The 15,300-nt window shown below is 62.8% G+C and carries 13 protein-coding genes and 2 pseudogenes; 10 read left to right on the forward strand and 5 right to left on the reverse strand.

Annotation, left to right across the window (positions count from 1 at the left end; all coding sequences use genetic code 11):
- Window positions 1–21: 21 nt before the first annotated feature.
- Genes ASE60_RS04770 through ASE60_RS04790 form a run of 5 tightly spaced genes read left to right on the forward strand, consistent with a single transcriptional unit; the run spans window position 22 to window position 4,940 of the window.
- The gene (locus ASE60_RS04770) at window positions 22–1,050 is read left to right on the forward strand and encodes an ABC transporter substrate-binding protein (protein WP_057248591.1); all 1,029 of its coding nucleotides are present in this window, start codon (window positions 22–24) and stop codon (window positions 1,048–1,050) included.
- Window positions 1,051–1,061: 11 nt separating this feature from the next.
- On the forward strand, window positions 1,062–2,108 hold the full coding sequence (locus ASE60_RS04775) for an ABC transporter substrate-binding protein (protein WP_057248592.1): 1,047 nt from the start codon (window positions 1,062–1,064) through the stop codon (window positions 2,106–2,108).
- Window positions 2,105–3,379: an ABC transporter permease gene (locus ASE60_RS04780; protein WP_234793208.1), complete on the forward strand. Its 1,275-nt coding sequence runs from the start codon at window positions 2,105–2,107 to the stop codon at window positions 3,377–3,379. Before ASE60_RS04775 ends, ASE60_RS04780 begins: the two co-directional genes overlap by 4 nt.
- Window positions 3,380–3,382: 3 nt before the next feature.
- Entirely contained in the window at window positions 3,383–4,186 is an 804-nt protein-coding gene (locus tag ASE60_RS04785; protein WP_057248594.1) for an ABC transporter permease, read from the forward strand.
- A gap of 10 nt (window positions 4,187–4,196) precedes the next feature.
- Window positions 4,197–4,940: an SDR family oxidoreductase gene (locus ASE60_RS04790; RefSeq protein WP_057248595.1), complete on the forward strand. Its 744-nt coding sequence runs from the start codon at window positions 4,197–4,199 to the stop codon at window positions 4,938–4,940.
- A 19-nt stretch (window positions 4,941–4,959) separates the two neighbouring features.
- Here the strand turns inward: ASE60_RS04790 and ASE60_RS04795 are convergent, their stop codons facing one another.
- Complete coding sequence (locus ASE60_RS04795; protein ID WP_057248596.1) at window positions 4,960–5,637, reverse strand: GntR family transcriptional regulator; 678 nt, start codon at window positions 5,635–5,637, stop codon at window positions 4,960–4,962.
- A gap of 188 nt (window positions 5,638–5,825) precedes the next feature.
- On the opposite strand from ASE60_RS04795, the gene ASE60_RS04800 reads away from it, so the two are divergent.
- The 5 genes and pseudogenes from ASE60_RS04800 to ASE60_RS35485 all read left to right on the forward strand — a co-directional run.
- Entirely contained in the window at window positions 5,826–7,190 is a 1,365-nt protein-coding gene (locus tag ASE60_RS04800) for an aminotransferase (RefSeq protein ID WP_082615735.1), read from the forward strand.
- Complete coding sequence (locus tag ASE60_RS04805) at window positions 7,165–8,637, forward strand: amidase (RefSeq protein WP_244495539.1); 1,473 nt, start codon at window positions 7,165–7,167, stop codon at window positions 8,635–8,637. The genes ASE60_RS04800 and ASE60_RS04805 overlap by 26 nt, the downstream gene beginning before the upstream one ends.
- A 21-nt stretch (window positions 8,638–8,658) precedes the next feature.
- A complete protein-coding gene (locus ASE60_RS04810; RefSeq protein ID WP_057248597.1) occupies window positions 8,659–9,741 on the forward strand; it encodes an ABC transporter ATP-binding protein in 1,083 nt (360 codons plus the stop codon).
- Between the two features lies 1 nt (window position 9,742).
- On the forward strand, window positions 9,743–10,129 hold the full coding sequence (locus ASE60_RS35480; protein ID WP_244495540.1) for a hypothetical protein: 387 nt from the start codon (window positions 9,743–9,745) through the stop codon (window positions 10,127–10,129).
- Window positions 10,130–10,141: 12 nt separating this feature from the next.
- Window positions 10,142–10,777: pseudogene (locus tag ASE60_RS35485) on the forward strand (histone deacetylase family protein); the annotation flags it as partial.
- Window positions 10,778–10,801: 24 nt separating this feature from the next.
- Here the strand turns inward: ASE60_RS35485 and ASE60_RS35490 are convergent.
- The 4 genes and pseudogenes from ASE60_RS35490 to ASE60_RS04830 form a co-directional block, all read right to left on the reverse strand.
- A pseudogene (locus tag ASE60_RS35490) lies at window positions 10,802–10,954 on the reverse strand (DNA-binding protein); the annotation flags it as partial.
- Between the two features lie 255 nt (window positions 10,955–11,209).
- Window positions 11,210–12,817 carry a GMC family oxidoreductase N-terminal domain-containing protein gene (locus ASE60_RS04820; protein ID WP_057248598.1) on the reverse strand — a complete coding sequence of 536 codons (1,608 nt, stop codon included), beginning with the start codon at window positions 12,815–12,817 and terminating at the stop codon, window positions 11,210–11,212.
- Window positions 12,818–12,886: 69 nt separating this feature from the next.
- Window positions 12,887–14,317: an NAD-dependent succinate-semialdehyde dehydrogenase gene (locus ASE60_RS04825; RefSeq protein ID WP_057248599.1), complete on the reverse strand. Its 1,431-nt coding sequence runs from the start codon at window positions 14,315–14,317 to the stop codon at window positions 12,887–12,889.
- On the reverse strand, window positions 14,307–15,299 hold the full coding sequence (locus ASE60_RS04830; protein ID WP_057248600.1) for a nitronate monooxygenase family protein: 993 nt from the start codon (window positions 15,297–15,299) through the stop codon (window positions 14,307–14,309). The genes ASE60_RS04825 and ASE60_RS04830 overlap by 11 nt, the downstream gene beginning before the upstream one ends.
- Between the last annotated feature and the right edge of the window lies 1 nt (window position 15,300).

The raw sequence follows: 15,300 nt of genomic DNA on the forward strand, positions 1-15,300 counted from the left end.
TCAAAGATAAAAGGGGAACCCATGAGAACTCGGTTTTTTGCGATGATGACGAGTGCCACACTCGTCGTCGCGTCTCCAGCGCTGTCACGCGACCTGACCGTCGTCGGCTTCGGCGGCGCGACACAGGAAGCGATGCGCGAAACGCTCTTCAAGCCTTTTCAGGAGAAAGCCGGCGCGCCGCTACTGGAGGAATCCTATACGGGCGGCATCGCCAAGGTGAAGGCCATGGTCGAGACGGGCACGACCACCTGGGATGTCGTTCAGATGGACGAGAACGAGATGATCCTCGCCTGCGACCAGGGTCTGCTGGAGCCATTCGATTGGGCCAGTCTGCCGAACAGCGCCGAGATCATCGAGCCGGCCAAGTCCGATTGCGGCGTCGGCGCCTTCGTCTGGTCGAAGATCCTCGCCTATGACGGCGACAAGACGAGCGGCGTCACGTCCTGGGCGGATTTCTGGAACCTTGAGAAATGGCCGGGAAAGCGCGGGTTGCGCAAGCAGGCGCGTATGACGCTTGAAGTTGCCCTGCTCGCCGACGGCGCAAAGCCCGAGGAGCTTTACGGAATCCTTGCGACCAAGGAAGGACAGGACCGCGCCTTTGCCAAGCTCGACGAGATCAAGTCGAGCATCCAGTGGTGGGAGAGCGGCGCTCAGCCGATGGAATGGCTGGCCTCCGGCGAGGTGACGATGACCTCCGCCTATAACGGGCGCGTCATCGCCGCAAACCAGCAGGGACGGCATTTCAAGATGTCCTGGACCAACCAGCTCTATGCAATGGACTTCTGGGCCATTCCGAAGGGCGGAAACAGGGATCAGGCGTTCCGCATCGTCAACTTCATGACCAGCCCCGACCCGCAGAAGGCCTTTGCCGAGAAGATGGTCTACGGCGTGACCAATGCCAAGGCGATGGACAGCATCTGCGCCGACATCAAGCCGCAGCTTCCGACGGCCGAGGAGAACATGGCGGGTGCGCTTGCCGTCAGCACGCCGTTCTGGGTGGATCACGAAGAGGAACTTCAGCAGCGCTTCAACCGATGGGTTGCACAATAAGGGAGGATGTCATGAGCTATCGTGGGTTTTTCGGCGGGCTGGGCTTGCTCGTCGCCCTGGCGGGGGCTCCCGCCGCTTTCGCCGATGCCGGCAAGTTGACTGTCGTCGGTGCCGGCGGCGTACTGCAGGATGCCGAGCGCAAGGCCTTCTTCGAGCCCTTCGCGACGTCGTCCGGCGTGGTGCTTACGGAAGATTCCTATTCCGGGCAGATGGCCAAGGTGCGTGCCATGGTCGACAGCGGCAGCGTCTCCTGGGACGTCATGCAGGTGGAGCAGAACACGCTTCTATCCGGTTGCGCCGAGGGCCTTTTCGAGGAACTTGACTGGAGCAGGATCGGCAAGCGGGAGGACTTCATTCCCGAAGCCTATAGCGATTGCGGCGTCGGCGCCTTCGTCTGGTCCATGGTACCGAGCTACGACAAGGTGAAACTGGCGGATGGGCCGAAGAACTGGGCAGACCTGTGGAATGTCGAGAAATGGCCCGGCAAGCGCGGGTTCCGCCAAACGGCGAAGATGACGCTCGAAATCGCACTGCTCGCGGACGGTGTTGCCAAGGACAAGGTCTATGAGGTGCTTGCCACGGATGAGGGCCAGGACCGCGCTTTCGCCAAGCTCGACGAGATCAAGTCGTCGATCCTCTGGTGGACGACGGGTGCGGAATCCGTCGAACGCCTTGCCGCCGGTGACGTCGTCGCCACGGCGACCTTTAACGGCCGTGTCGCCGCGGCCAATGCCTCCGGCAAGGACTTCGCCCTCATCTGGGACGGTCAGGTCTTCGGCATCGACTACTGGGGGATCGTGAAGGGCTCGCCCAATCGGGAGAACGCGGAGAAGTTCGTCGCCTTCGCCTCGACCGAGCGTGCCCAGGCAGCCTTCCCGCAGCACATCGCATATGGAGTCACCAATCTTGCAGCCATTCGCGGCGTCAAGCCGGAAATCGCGAAGAATCTTCCCACGACCGAGGCGAACATGGCCACGGCGGTAGCGCTCAACACCGAATTCTGGGCCGACCACGGCGAGGCGCTCGAGGCGAGATTTGCGACATGGCGCGCGCAATGACGTCGGTTGTTTTCCCGGGGCCGCGCATTGGCGCGGCCGACGGCCGGCCTGGGCGGGTGTCCGCCCTTGCTACCGGCTTTCGCGCCGACAGACGGCGGCAGACGATCGGCAGCCTTGTTCTGATCGGTCCTCTCGTCGTCTTCATCGTCTTCGCCTTCGTGCTACCGCTCGGCACGATGCTGTTCCATGCCATCAACAATCCCGAGGTCCGCAATGCCTTTCCAATGACGCTCGCCTCGCTGGAGGATTGGGACGGGATGGGCACGCCGCCCGATGCGGCCTTCGACGCTGTGGCTGCTGACATCCGCGCGAGTGCCGATCCCAAGACCATGGCGGAGGCGGGTCGCCGACTGAACTACGAGATCACCGGGTTCCGGAGCCTTCTCGCAAAAACGGTCCGAACGGTCCGCAAAGCGCCGGAGCAACCCGCCAGGACACAGTTGCTCGCCATCGACGGGAACTGGGGCAACCCTGCCTATTGGCGGGTCATCCAGCGCAACGGCACACCGCTGACGGCCTTCTACCTGCTCTCGGCCGTCGACCTGCGCCCCGGGGAGAACGGCGGCGTGCAGATGGCGCCGCCGGAGGAGCGGCTGTTCCTCTCAACGCTTATGCGGACTTTGACGATCAGTGCGTTGGTCACGCTGATCTGCCTCTTCGTCGCCTATCCGATTGCCAACGCAATCGTTGCCATCGGTGGTCGACTCTCGGCGATCATGCTGGCCTGCGTGCTCTTGCCGTTCTGGACGTCGCTCCTGGTGCGGACGAGTGCCTGGATCGTCATCCTGCAGAAGGAAGGTGTGGTGAACCGCCTGCTTCAGGCGCTGAACATCACGAACGCGCCGCTCGAGCTCGTATTTAACCGTACCGGCCTCTACATCGCGATGGTGCATATCCTACTGCCATTCATGGTGCTGCCGCTGGTCAGCGTCATGAAAGGCATCTCGCCGTCTTATGTCAAAGCCTCCGCTTCGCTCGGTGCCGGACCCGTCACGACGTTTCTTCGGGTCTATTTGCCGCTCACGCTGCCGGGTGTCGGCGCGGGATGCCTTCTCACCTTCATCATTTCCGCCGGCTACTACGTCACGCCCACTCTCGTCGGCGGTGCATCGGACCAGATGCTGAGCTACTTCGTGGCCTTCTATGCCAACACGACGATCAACTGGGGCATGTCCGCCGCGCTCGGCGTCCTGCTTTTGACCTGTATCCTCGCGCTCTACGGGATTGTCGGGCGGATCGTCGGCATCGGCCGCATCGTTGGAATGGAGTGAGAGATGCCTGTTGCCTTGAGACGCGTACAGATAGCCTTCTGCTGCCTCGCGATGATCTTCCTCATCGGGCCGACGATCGTGGTCATCCCGATCTCCTTCAGCTCGGCAAACTTCCTATCCTATCCGCTGCCGGGCTTTTCCCTGCAATGGTATGAGAAGATCCTGCAGCCGCAGCCCTGGATGTCGGCACTCCTCAACAGCCTGATCATTGGCGCCGGCGCGACTCTGGTGTCCACGGTGCTGGGCACGCTGGCAGCACTCGGCATGTCGCGCGGCCGACTTCCGGCGCGGTCCATGATCCTGGCGGTGGTGATCTCGCCGATGATCGTGCCCGTCGTCATCAGCGGCGTCGGAATGTATTTCTTCTTCGCGAAGCTGGGCCTTGTCGCGTCCTTCCTAGGCCTCGTTCTCGCCCACGCGGTTCTGGCGGTGCCCTTCGTACTGATCACGGTTACCGCCACGCTGAAGAACTTCGACGTGAACCTCGTTCGGGCCGCAGCAAGCCTCGGCGCGAGTCCCTTCCATGCCTTCCGTACGGTGACGCTGCCACTCATCGCGCCGGGCGTAATCTCGGGTGCGCTCTTCGCTTTCGTCTTTTCGTTCGACGAGGTCGTCGTCGCGCTCTTTATCAGCGGGCCGGGCCAGCGCACTCTACCGCGCCAGATGTTCGATGGTCTTCGGGACAATATAGATCCGTCGATCCTGGCGATGTCGACATTGCTCGTGATCATCTCCATCGTCCTGATGGGGGGCGGGGCCTTGGCCCAGAAGCGTGCCGCCACAAACCGTTCGACTGCCAATGTATAGAGGTGAAGGAATGATCATCGTAACAGGTGCCACGCACGGGATAGGGCGGGCCTGCGTGGAGAAGCTTGCAGCGGCCGGCGCCCGGGTGGTGGCGACGGGCCGGGATGCGGAGGCGGGCAGGGCGCTCGAGGAGATTAGTCCGGGCGTCACCTTCCTGCCCGGCGATGTCAGCCGCGAAGAGGATTGCCGGCGCGTCATCGACCGTGCGCTCGACCTTGGCGGGGGCCATCTTTCGGGCCTCGTCAACAATGCCGGCATGTCGAAGCGCATTTCCTTCGCTTCCGCTACGCAGGGCGATTGGGACGAGGTGCTGGCGGTCAATGCTCGCAGCACGTTCCTTTTCATCCGCCACGCGCTGGAAGGCCTGCGGCGCGGCAGGGGATCAGTCGTCAACATCGCCAGCATCGCCGGAAAGACCGGCGAGGAGGGGCTGGCTGTTTACTGCGCCTCGAAGGCTGCCGTCATCGGCCTCACCCAAGCGCTGGCACTCGAGTTCGGCGACGAGGTGCGTTTCAATGCCGTCTGCCCTGGCCAGATCGAAACGCGCATGATGGACAAGATCATGAGTGATGCCTTGCGCAAGAAGCAGCTCGAACTGCGCATCCCCGCCAATCGCTTCGGGGCCCCGCAGGAAGTGGCGGATGTCGTCGCCTGGCTGCTGTCGGATCAGTCGACCTATGTCAACGGCACGGTTGTGACCGTGGATGGCGGGGAGACCGCCGGCCTGCGCACCCCGCGCATCGCGCAGGTCTAGGACCTCGCCGGCGCCGGTTTCACTCGGCGCCGCGTTCTTCGAAATAGCGCAGGAGACTGGGCGAGGCCCGCTGGATGTCGTTTTCGATGGCCTGGCGGGCCTTCTTCTTGTCGCCGAGCCTCAGCGCTTCGATCAGATGGTCGTGTTCCTCCGCGCCGGTATAGCCGTGCGGGATTTCCCGGTAGTAGACGTTGAGGATCGGCCCCATCGAGACCCACATGCTCTCGATCTGGCCGACCAGCATCGGCATGCGCGACAGACGGTAGACACCGAAGTGGAAGGCACGATTGGAGGAGCGCGCCTCCTCCAGATTGCCGGCCTTTTCATTTTTCACGAAGGCGGCGTGCAAGCTTTCGAGCTGCGTCAGATCGGCGGCGGTCACATGGTCGGTGGCGTGCTCTGCAGCCAGCCCCTCGAGTGCCATGCGGATGAGCTTGATCTGGATGTAGCGGGCGCGGCTGAGGTCAGGCACCGTGACGAACCGGCCGGAGCGCAGTTCGAGAGCCTGTTCGCTAACGAGCCTCAGGCAGGCCTCGCGCACCGGCGTGACGCTGGTCCCGAGCTGCTCTGCGAGATCCTGCATGAGGAGACGGTCGCCCGGAGCGAAGTTACCGATGATAAGGCCTTCGCGCACCTTGTTGTATATCCGGGCGGACAGGCTGCCCGCTTCGCCGGGCTGCATCTCCATAACGCTCATGGGAATTCTCCTCATCTTTTTTGCAGCTCTAGCTGAAAATGCCCGGAGCCGCCAATCGCTTATATCTTATCGCTCGCCGCGGCGGCGTGACGTCGCAAAAAGTTTCTCGCCTCTGGCGAAATTCACTTGCATGCGCCTTCTGATAACTTATAACTTATAAAATAGCAAACACGGTTTCGGAGGCTACCTTGCACAATTCGCTGCGGGCGCGCGACATGGCGTACCACTTCCATTCACAGACCAACCCGCGCAGGCATGAGGCCGAGGGCCCCTTGATGATCACGGCGGGGGAGGGTTGCTACGTCATCGACGAGATGGGAAATCGCTATCTCGAGGGCATGGGAGGCCTCTGGTGCGCCTCGCTCGGCTTTCGCAACGAGCGCCTTGCCGACGTTGCGGCAAGCCAGATGCGCAGGCTCGCCACCTATCACACCTTCAATCACCGCTCGAACGACCCGACGGTGGATGTCGTCGAGCAGATCGCGACGCTTTCCCCCATTCCGGGGAGCAAGGTCTTCCTCGTGAATTCCGGCTCGGAAGCCAACGACACGATGATCAAGCTTGCCTGGTACTACAATGTCGCGCGTGGCAAGCCTGGCAAGCGCAAGATCATCAGCCGAAAGGGCGCCTTTCACGGCAGCACCGTCATGGGGGCGGCCCTCGGCGGGCTTCCACACATGCATGAGAGCTTCAACATGCCCGGCCTCAACGTGATCTACACGGAGAAGCCGCACTACTACCGCAACGCCCTGCTGGATGAGAGCGAGGAGGCTTATTGTGTCCGGCTGATTGCCGCGCTGGAGGCCCTGATAGAGGCGGAAGGGCCGGAAACCATCGCCGCGATGATCGCCGAGCCGATCATGGGGGCGGGCGGCGTCGTCACGCCGCCGGCGGGATACTTCCCAGCGCTGCGACAGCTTCTGACGAAGCATGACATCCTGCTTCTTGCGGACGAGGTCGTCTCCGGTTTCGGGCGAACCGGAAAGTGGTTCGGGTCCGAGGCGCTCGGCTTCGTTCCGGACATGATGTCGGTCGCCAAGGGCCTGTCCTCCGGCTACCTGCCCATCGCCGCGGCGGTGATCGGCGATCATGTCTACCAGGCCATTGCCGGCGAAGCCGATCGAATCGGCGTCTTCGGCCATGGCTTCACCTATTCCGGCCATCCGGTCACCGCTGCGGTGGCGGCCGATGTGCTGCGCATCTACCAGGAAATGGATGCGCCGGGCCGAGCCGCCGAACTTGGCCGCCGTCTGTTCGCCGCGCTCGACGCGCGCATTGCGCGTTATTCCCTTGTCGGCGAGATTAGGGGAACCGGCTTCCTTGCCGGCATCGAGCTGGTGGCCGACAAGTCGCGCCGTGCGCCCTTCGATCCCGCTCTGAAGGTCGGCACACTGGTCGAACAGCGCTGCCGGGCGCATGGCGTCATGATTCGCAACATGGGCGACGTCATTTCCATATGCCCGCCCTTCGTCATGACGCCCGAGGAAGTCGACCAGCTTGTCGACAGCATAGCGGCGGCGCTTGACGATGTTGCCGACCGGCTTGCAGCGTGAGGGCGTGACGATGGACGATTTTGTCAATCTGGACCTCACCGCGCAGGCGGATCTTGTGAAGTCGGGGCAGGCCACCGCCTGGGAGCTGGTCGAGGCGGCAATCCGGCGTGCCAAAAAGGTGAACCCCACGATCAACGCGATCAACGCGCCACTCTATGACGAAGGGCGCGCGGAAGCGGCGCAGGCGGCCACGGACAGCCTTTTCGCCGGGGCCCCGTTCCTGGTGAAGGACCTTTACTGCCACATGAGCGGCGTGCCCACCACCGGGGCCTCCCGGCTGACCCGGAGCTTCGTGCCCGCCCGAGACAGCGAGCTGATGCGCCGTTACCGCGCGGCCGGCCTCAGCACGTTCGGCAAGACCAACCTGTGTGAATTCGGAACGCTTGGCACAACCGAGCCGAAGCTGTTCGGACCGACGCGCAATCCCTGGAACGTCGGGCGGTCCAGCGGCGGTTCGAGCGGCGGCGCCGGCGCGGCGGTGGCGGCGGGCATCGTGCCGGCGGCGCATGGCGGTGACGGGGCGGGCTCGATCCGCATTCCCGCATCCTGCTGTGGCGTGTTCGGGCTGAAACCCTCCCGCGGACGCATCACGCTGGGGCCGGATCTCGGCGACAGCACGGGCGGGATCGTGAACGAACATGTCCTGTCCCGCAGCGTGCGCGACAGCGCCGCACTCCTCGACGCGACACAGGGTTCGATGCCCGGCGATCCCTACGCCGCGCCTCCCCCTTCGGGCGGTTATGCCGATGCGATCCGGATGAAGCCGCGCCGCCTGCGCATCGGCTTCACGACGGCCTCGCTGCTCGGCACCGCGGTCGATCCCGACTGCGTGGCGGCGACGACCGACGCGGCGCGCCTTTGCGAAAGTCTCGGCCACGAGGTCGTGGAATGCGCGCCGTCGATCGACGGGGAAACCTACCGCACCCTGTACAAGCGCTTCTGGGCGATGACAGCGACACGCGCGATCACCGCGCTGGCGCGAAGCCGCGGCGAGGACCCGTCTGGACTCGTGGCCGAGGTGGAGAGCTTCAATCAGTATCTCTACGGCGTCGGTTCGCGGATCTCGGCGGCCGACTATCTCGTCGATCTCAACTGGTTCCATACGACGGGCAGGACGCTGGCGAATTTCCTGCTCGACGTTGATGTCTGGCTGACCCCGACACTCGGCACGCCGCCGCCGGTACTCGGCCACTTCGATGCCGACAGGCATGGCGGCGAGGCGGTCATGGAGCGCTTCCTCGAGTTTCTCGCCTTCACGACCTTTGCCAACATGGCTGGCTTGCCGTCAATGAGCGTGCCGCTCTACTGGACAGCCGGCGGCCTGCCTGTCGGCACGCAGTTCACCGGCCGGTTCGACGACGAGGCGACATTGCTTCAACTCGCGGCGCAACTGGAAGAGGCGCGGCCCTGGGCGCAGCGCCGACCCGCGGTCCACGCGGCTGAATGACAGATAAAAAGGGGAACCAAAATGTCATCCTCCAACTACGTCGAATTCCTCAACATCGACAAGAGCTACGACGGCCGCAGCCTCGTGGTCGACGATCTCAACCTCACCATCGCGAAGGGTGAGTTCCTGACCATGCTTGGGCCGTCCGGCTCTGGAAAGACGACGAGCCTGATGATGCTCGCGGGCTTCGAGGCGCCAAGCTCCGGCAGTATCCGGATCGACGGACGATCGCTGGAAGCCATGCCGCCACACCGAAGAAACATAGGCATGGTGTTTCAGAACTATGCGCTCTTTCCCCATCTGACGGTCGCTGAAAACTTAGACTACCCATTGCGGGTGCGTAAGGTCGCCAGGCAGGAGCGGAACGCCCGCGTTCGAAGGGCGCTGGAAATGGTCCAGATGGGGGCGATGGGCGGGAGGAAGCCCGCGCAACTGTCGGGCGGGCAGCAGCAGCGCATCGCGCTCGCTCGCGCAATCATCTTTGAGCCGGATGTGGTGTTGATGGACGAACCGCTCGGCGCCCTCGACAAGAACCTGCGTGAACATCTCCAGCTCGAGATCAAGCATCTCCACGAGCGCCTCGGCATAACCGTCGTCTATGTCACGCACGACCAGTCCGAGGCGCTGACCATGTCCGACCGCGTCGCCGTGTTCAACGCCGGCAAGATCGAGCAGCTTGCGCCGCCGAGTGAACTCTACGAACGCCCCTCCACGGCCTTCGTCGCCGGCTTCATCGGAGAAAACAACCGGTTCGTGGGCGAGATCGTCGGCGGTAGCGGGGGCGAATACGGAGTTCGCACGGCGGACGGGCAGGTCATCAGCGTCTCCAGCAGCGCGGCCTTCTCGAAGGGCCAGTCCGTCATCGTGTCCCTGCGCCCGGAGCGCCTCTATCTTGAACATGCCGCCGCCTGCAGCAATAGCTTCTCCGGGACCGTCGCCGAGGTCATCTATCTCGGGGATCATCGCCGGGTCCATGTCCGTTTCGGAGACAATGCGACGCTCGTCGCCAAAATTCCCAATGCGGGCACGGGCGTGGATGTCACACCCTCGCAGGCCATTTCGCTCGGCTGGAACAGCCGCGATGCCGTACTGATCCCGGCCTGACATGAAGGCGGTCTATTCCGGCCTGCATCGGTTGCACAATCCCGGCTCCGTCGTCGAAGGGGGCGTTGCCCGGCGGAGCCGGGACGTGCCCGATCGTCTCGACGCGTTGTTGCGGGCGGCGCGGCGTGCCGGGTTCGAGGTTGTCGATGCCGTCGATCACGGGATGGCGCCGCTCGCTGCCGTCCATACGGGTCGTTATCTCAGCTTTCTCTCGTCCGCGGGATGCGGAGACGGGTGTTCCGGGTGGCTCGCGCCGGCTGTCTTCGAAACCCGTCCCGAAATGTACAGACCGGATTGGTCGCTGATTGCCAAGGCGGGTTACCATCTGCGCGACCAGCTGACGCCGCTCGGCGAGGGGACATGGCAGGCCGCCTATTGGGCTGCATAGGCGGCACTCACCGCAGCGTCGCTTATCAGCGCAGGAGAGCGGATCACCTATGCCTTGTGCCGGCCGTCGGGTCACCATGCTGGACGGGATTTCGGCGGCGGTGCGACTTACCTGAACAATTCTGCGATAGCGGCGCGGGCGCTTTCGGCCACACTCGGGCGGATAAGCCTCATCGATATCGATGTCCATCACGGCAATGGGACACAGGACATATTCTGGGAGGATCCGCTCGTCTTCTTCGCCTCCCTGCACAGGAGCCCCGCAGACTATTATCCGCACCTTACCGGCTTTTCCGACGAGACAGGGGGGAGATCGGCCCCGCGCCTCACTCTGAACCAACCTCTTTCGGCAGAAACGGGCGACGCGGCCTACATCGCGGCGTTCAACACGTGCCTTGAAGCGGCACTTTACCACGGGCCAGAGGTCCTGATCATCTCCCTCGGCTTCGACCCGCTGGCAAGCGACCCGGCGCGAGGCCTCCAGCTCACCGTCGAGGCGTTCAGGAAAATCGGGGAAACGCTCGGAAGACTCGATTTGCCGGTGCTGCTAATCCAAGAAGGCGGATACGATCTGATGAGCCTCGAAAAAGCTGCTACAACGTTCCTACTTGCACTTTCTCAGCCGCCGAATGATCCGGCCTGCTCCTGAGAGGCTCCCTCGGGTCAGCAGGTTTGGCGCGATCAGTGTCAACATGGGGAAATAGGTCCGATTACGGCTGACATCACGCGTGAGCAGCGGGAATCCGCCGACGGCCGCATGGGCGCCGATGAAGAAGTCGGGGAATACCCCGGTTCTTATTTCCTTCGCTTTGCGAAATCGGGCGAAAACTATGCCCAAGCGGAACTCCAGGCACTGGCCATGACGGCTGTGGTCGGCGTTGAGGAAATCCGGCTAAATGCTGTTGCTGGCCCGGGGCGTAGAGCGAGAGTTGCGCGCTGCTCCTCTCAACGTGGCGATGGGCCTCCGAGGTGACGGAGGGACCAGAGATCATGGAATGTGCCTTCTGGGCCAAATGATCGCATAATGTATCGACGGGAATTCGTTGGGTGGTCAGGCGGCGCGCGCGGCGCTCCAATGTGGTTACCTCGATCTACGAACCTCCAGCTCGGACTTCTGGAGTAAGAAGTCGGCACAACGCTCGGCAATCATGATCGATGGGGCATTGGTATTGCCACTGACGAGCGTCGGCATGATGGAGGCGTCTGCTATCCGTAGCCGCGGCACACCGATTACTCTGAGCCGACTATCGACGACGGCCATCTCGTCGCGGCCCATCTTGGCCGTGCCCGAGGGATGATAGACGGTCTTCGCGATGGAGCGCGCGTGGTGCTCGATCGCATCATCGGTTTGGGCTGCGTCCCCTGGCGCCAGTTCGCGGAAGCCGAGCGCTTTCATCGCCGGGGCCGCGAGGATCTTTCGGCCTAGCTTGATGCCGCGCATCAACGTGTCGATGTCGGCTTGCTTGGTGAGGTTGTTCCCGACAAAAAGGATTGGATCTTCGGCCTTGGAGCTTCTGATCGAAACTTTGCCTCGTGCTTGCGGCCGCAGGATGCATGGATTGATCGAGACGCCGTGACCATCCATCTGACCGCGCGACGCATCGCCAACAAGTGCCGGTGTGACGTGAAACTGTACGTCGGGCCGGCCGCAGCCGGACGTGTCGATGAAGCCGCCAGTCTCAACGACGTTCGACGAGAGCAGCCCCGAGCGGTTGAACAGGTATTGTAGGCCGTTGACCGCGGCACGTATCCCCTTGTCCTGACCTCTCAGCGAAATCGCGCGGTCGGTAATGCCATAAACCGAGGCGGTGATGTGATCTTGAAAATTCTCTCCGACGCCAGGCAGATCGCGTAGTACCGGAATGCCGTGGGACGAAAGATGGGCGGCTGGGCCGATGCCGGAAAGCATCAGAAGCTTTGGCGTGGCGAGGGCCCCAGCGCAAAGGATGACCTCTTCCCTAGCTTTCGCTTTGTGGTCGATACCATCCGCAGTTCTGTAGGCGATCCCAGAGGCAGCGCCATTTTCCATCAGTATGCTGCGGACGGCACTTTCGGTACTGATCGTCAGCAGCGGTGATCCCCGCACAACCTTTAGATAGGTTGCCGCCGTCGATCCGCGTCGGGCCTGAAACGTTGTCGTCTGGTAGAAGCCGATGCCTTCCTGGGATGCCCCATTGAAGTCATGCGAAAAGGGCAGACCCACTTCCTGCGCGGCGCGAACGAAGGCGGAACTGATCGGGTGCCGGTGGCGCGGCTCGGAGACCTTCAAGGGCCCGCCCGTCCCGTGATACTCGCCGGCGAGTGTCTCGTTGTCCTCGCAGCGCTTGAAAACCGGCAAAACGTCGTCGTAGCCCCAGCCCTCACAGCCGAGATCACGCCAGGTATCGTAATCCTGCGCCTGACCGCGAATATAGATCATTGCATTGACGGAGGAGCCGCCGCCGAGCGTTCGGCCCTGCGGCACAACGAGAACACGACCATTGGCGCCTGGTTCGGGTTCCGTTTCATACATCCACGTACGCTTGGAACCGATCACGCGCACGAAGGTGGCGGGGATATGGATGAAGGGTGTATTGTCCCGCGGACCCGCCTCCAGCAGAAGGACTGTCTTGCCGGCCGTAACGAGCCGGTTCGTTACCACGCAGCCGGCCGAGCCGCCACCCACCACAATGTAATCGAACGTCTTCATCCGCTGTCTGATCCTCTACGAGCCCACAGATAGAGTGCGCCGAACGATGTTCAGCACACCAAAGAGGCGTCAGGCGCCGATGTGGCTGACGAACTTCACGGTTTGATAGGCGTCGAGACTTTCCGCCCCGCCCTCGCTGCCATAGCCGCTGTCCTTGATGCCCCCGAACGGCGTCTCCGCCGCGGCGATGCCGAAATGATTGATGGACACCATGCCCGCTGCAAGCTCGCACGCGAAGCGGTCCGCCACCGCCAGCGAGCGGGTAAATGCGAAGGCGGCCAAGCCAAAGGGCAAGCGATTGCTACGCTTGATCGCCTCATCGACAGAGCCGACACGAACCAGTGCAGCCACGGGGCCAAAGGGTTCCTCGTTCATAATACGTGCCTCTTCCGGCACGTCGGACAACACCGTCGGCTCGAAGAAGAAGCCGGCATTGCCAATGCGTCGGCCACCACATTCCAGCTTCGCGCCGGCTGCCACTGCGTCCTCGACGAACATCTCCATCGCATCGAGACGCCGCGGGTTGGCCAGCGGACCCATCTGCGTATCTTCTGCCAGTCCGTCACCGACCTTGAGTGCCTTTGCTCCGGCGACGAAGCTATCCTTGAAGCGGTCGTAGACGGAGTCCTCGATATAAAAGCGGGTTGGCGATGCGCAGACCTGACCGGCGTTCCGAAACTTCAGCATGACACCGAGCTTGGCGGCCGCTGCAATATCTGCGTCCGCCGCAACGATGTATGGGGCATGCCCGCCGAGCTCCATCGTCGAACGTTTCATGTGCGAGGCGGCCGCCGCGGCCAGCGCCTTGCCGACCGGAACCGAGCCAGTAAAGGAGATCTTTTGAATGATCGGCGATGCAATAAGATATTCGGAGACCTCAGCCGGGATGCCGAAGACGATGTTTACGACACCATCTGGTACGCCAGCGTCCTGGAATGCCTTGGCGAGCTCGATGCAGGCAGATGGTGTTTCTTCCGGTGGCTTCGCGATCACCGAGCATCCGGCGGCGAGTGCCGCGGAAATCTTGCGAACGAGCTGATTGATCGGGAAATTCCAGGGAGAGAAGGCGGCTACGGGGCCGACCGGCTCCTTGACCACGATTTGCCTCGCGCCAGGAATGCGTGAGGGGATCACCCGACCGTAGGAGCGGCGAGCCTCTTCTGCATGCCATTCGATGTGCTCCGGGGCTGCATTGGCCTCGCCCCGTGCTTCTGCGAGCGGTTTGCCCTGTTCACGCACCATGTGCTGGGCGATTGTCTCTGCACGTTCGCGAACCAAAGAGGCTGCGCGCAGCATGACACGGCTGCGTTCCAGAGCTGTCGTCTTTCGCCAGCTTTCAAAGCCCTTGGCTGCGGCGGCCAGCGCTTCGTCGAGATCGGCTCGTTCGCAGACCGGCAGTCGCGCAATGACCTGTCCGGTTGCCGGGTTCTTGACCTCGGTTGTGCGACTACCAGAAGGCGCGCGCCAGGTTCCGTCGATCAGAAGCGGTTTATCCAACATTGCTTATTTCCTTCGAATTTCCGTCATAGACGGCGTTCGGCAGGCTGCTTACGACCTGCACATATTCTTTCGCGATACGGGTGACGATTTCGGCGGCAGGCAGAACTTCGGAGACGAGCCCCGTGCTCTGGCCGGCCTCCACCTTGCCGCCGCTCACGTCTCCGTCGAAGGCCGCGGCTTTCAGAGAACTGGCGACGAAGAGCGCTTTGCGCTGATCGTCGGAAAGCCCCGCGGCTTCGGCCTTGGCCATGCCTTCGGCGAACTGGTTGCGGACGACGCGAATGGCGCCGAAACCGCGCCCGACAACCATCGTGTCGGCAACTCCGGCCTTCACCAGCATGTCCTGATAGGCCGGATGAAGACGTGCCTCACGCGACAGCATGAAGCGCGAGCCAAATTGCGCAGCACCCGCTCCAAGCGAGAGGGCTGCCGCCAGCCCTGAGCCGTCGGCAAAGCCGCCAGACAGGATCAGCGGCACGTCGGGCACAGCCTTGGCGATCGCCCGGCCGAGAACCAGCGTGGAAACCAGTTCCGGAGGCGGGTGACCACCGGCTTCGCCGCCAACCGCAATCAACCCATCGACGCCTGCGTCAGCTGCCTTGCGGGCATGGACCTCACCCGAGACGACATGCAAGCAGATCGTTCCGGCGGCCTTGAAGCGATCGATGTACTTTTTCGGTCCGCCCTGGGAAGCAATCAAAACCGGGATGCGTTTTGCCAAGAGCATGTCGATGATCGCGTCAGCGCCTTGGCGGTAGAGAGGCAGGTTGACGGCAAAAGGACGATCAGTTCCCGCCCTGATCTCGTTGATTGCCTCTTCGAGATCATGGGGATACATCGGCCCGGCAGCAAGAACGCCGAGACCCCCGGCATTCGACACCGCAAGTGGCAATGCCGAGTTGGATGACGCCCAGGACATACCTGCCTGAATGATCGGCAAGTCGATGCCCAGCAATTTGGTGACGTTGGTCTCGATGCGCATG

Origin of the sequence: Ensifer sp. Root278, from assembly GCF_001429285.1 — a bacterium.
In the GTDB taxonomy this organism is placed as follows: domain Bacteria; phylum Pseudomonadota; class Alphaproteobacteria; order Rhizobiales; family Rhizobiaceae; genus Ensifer.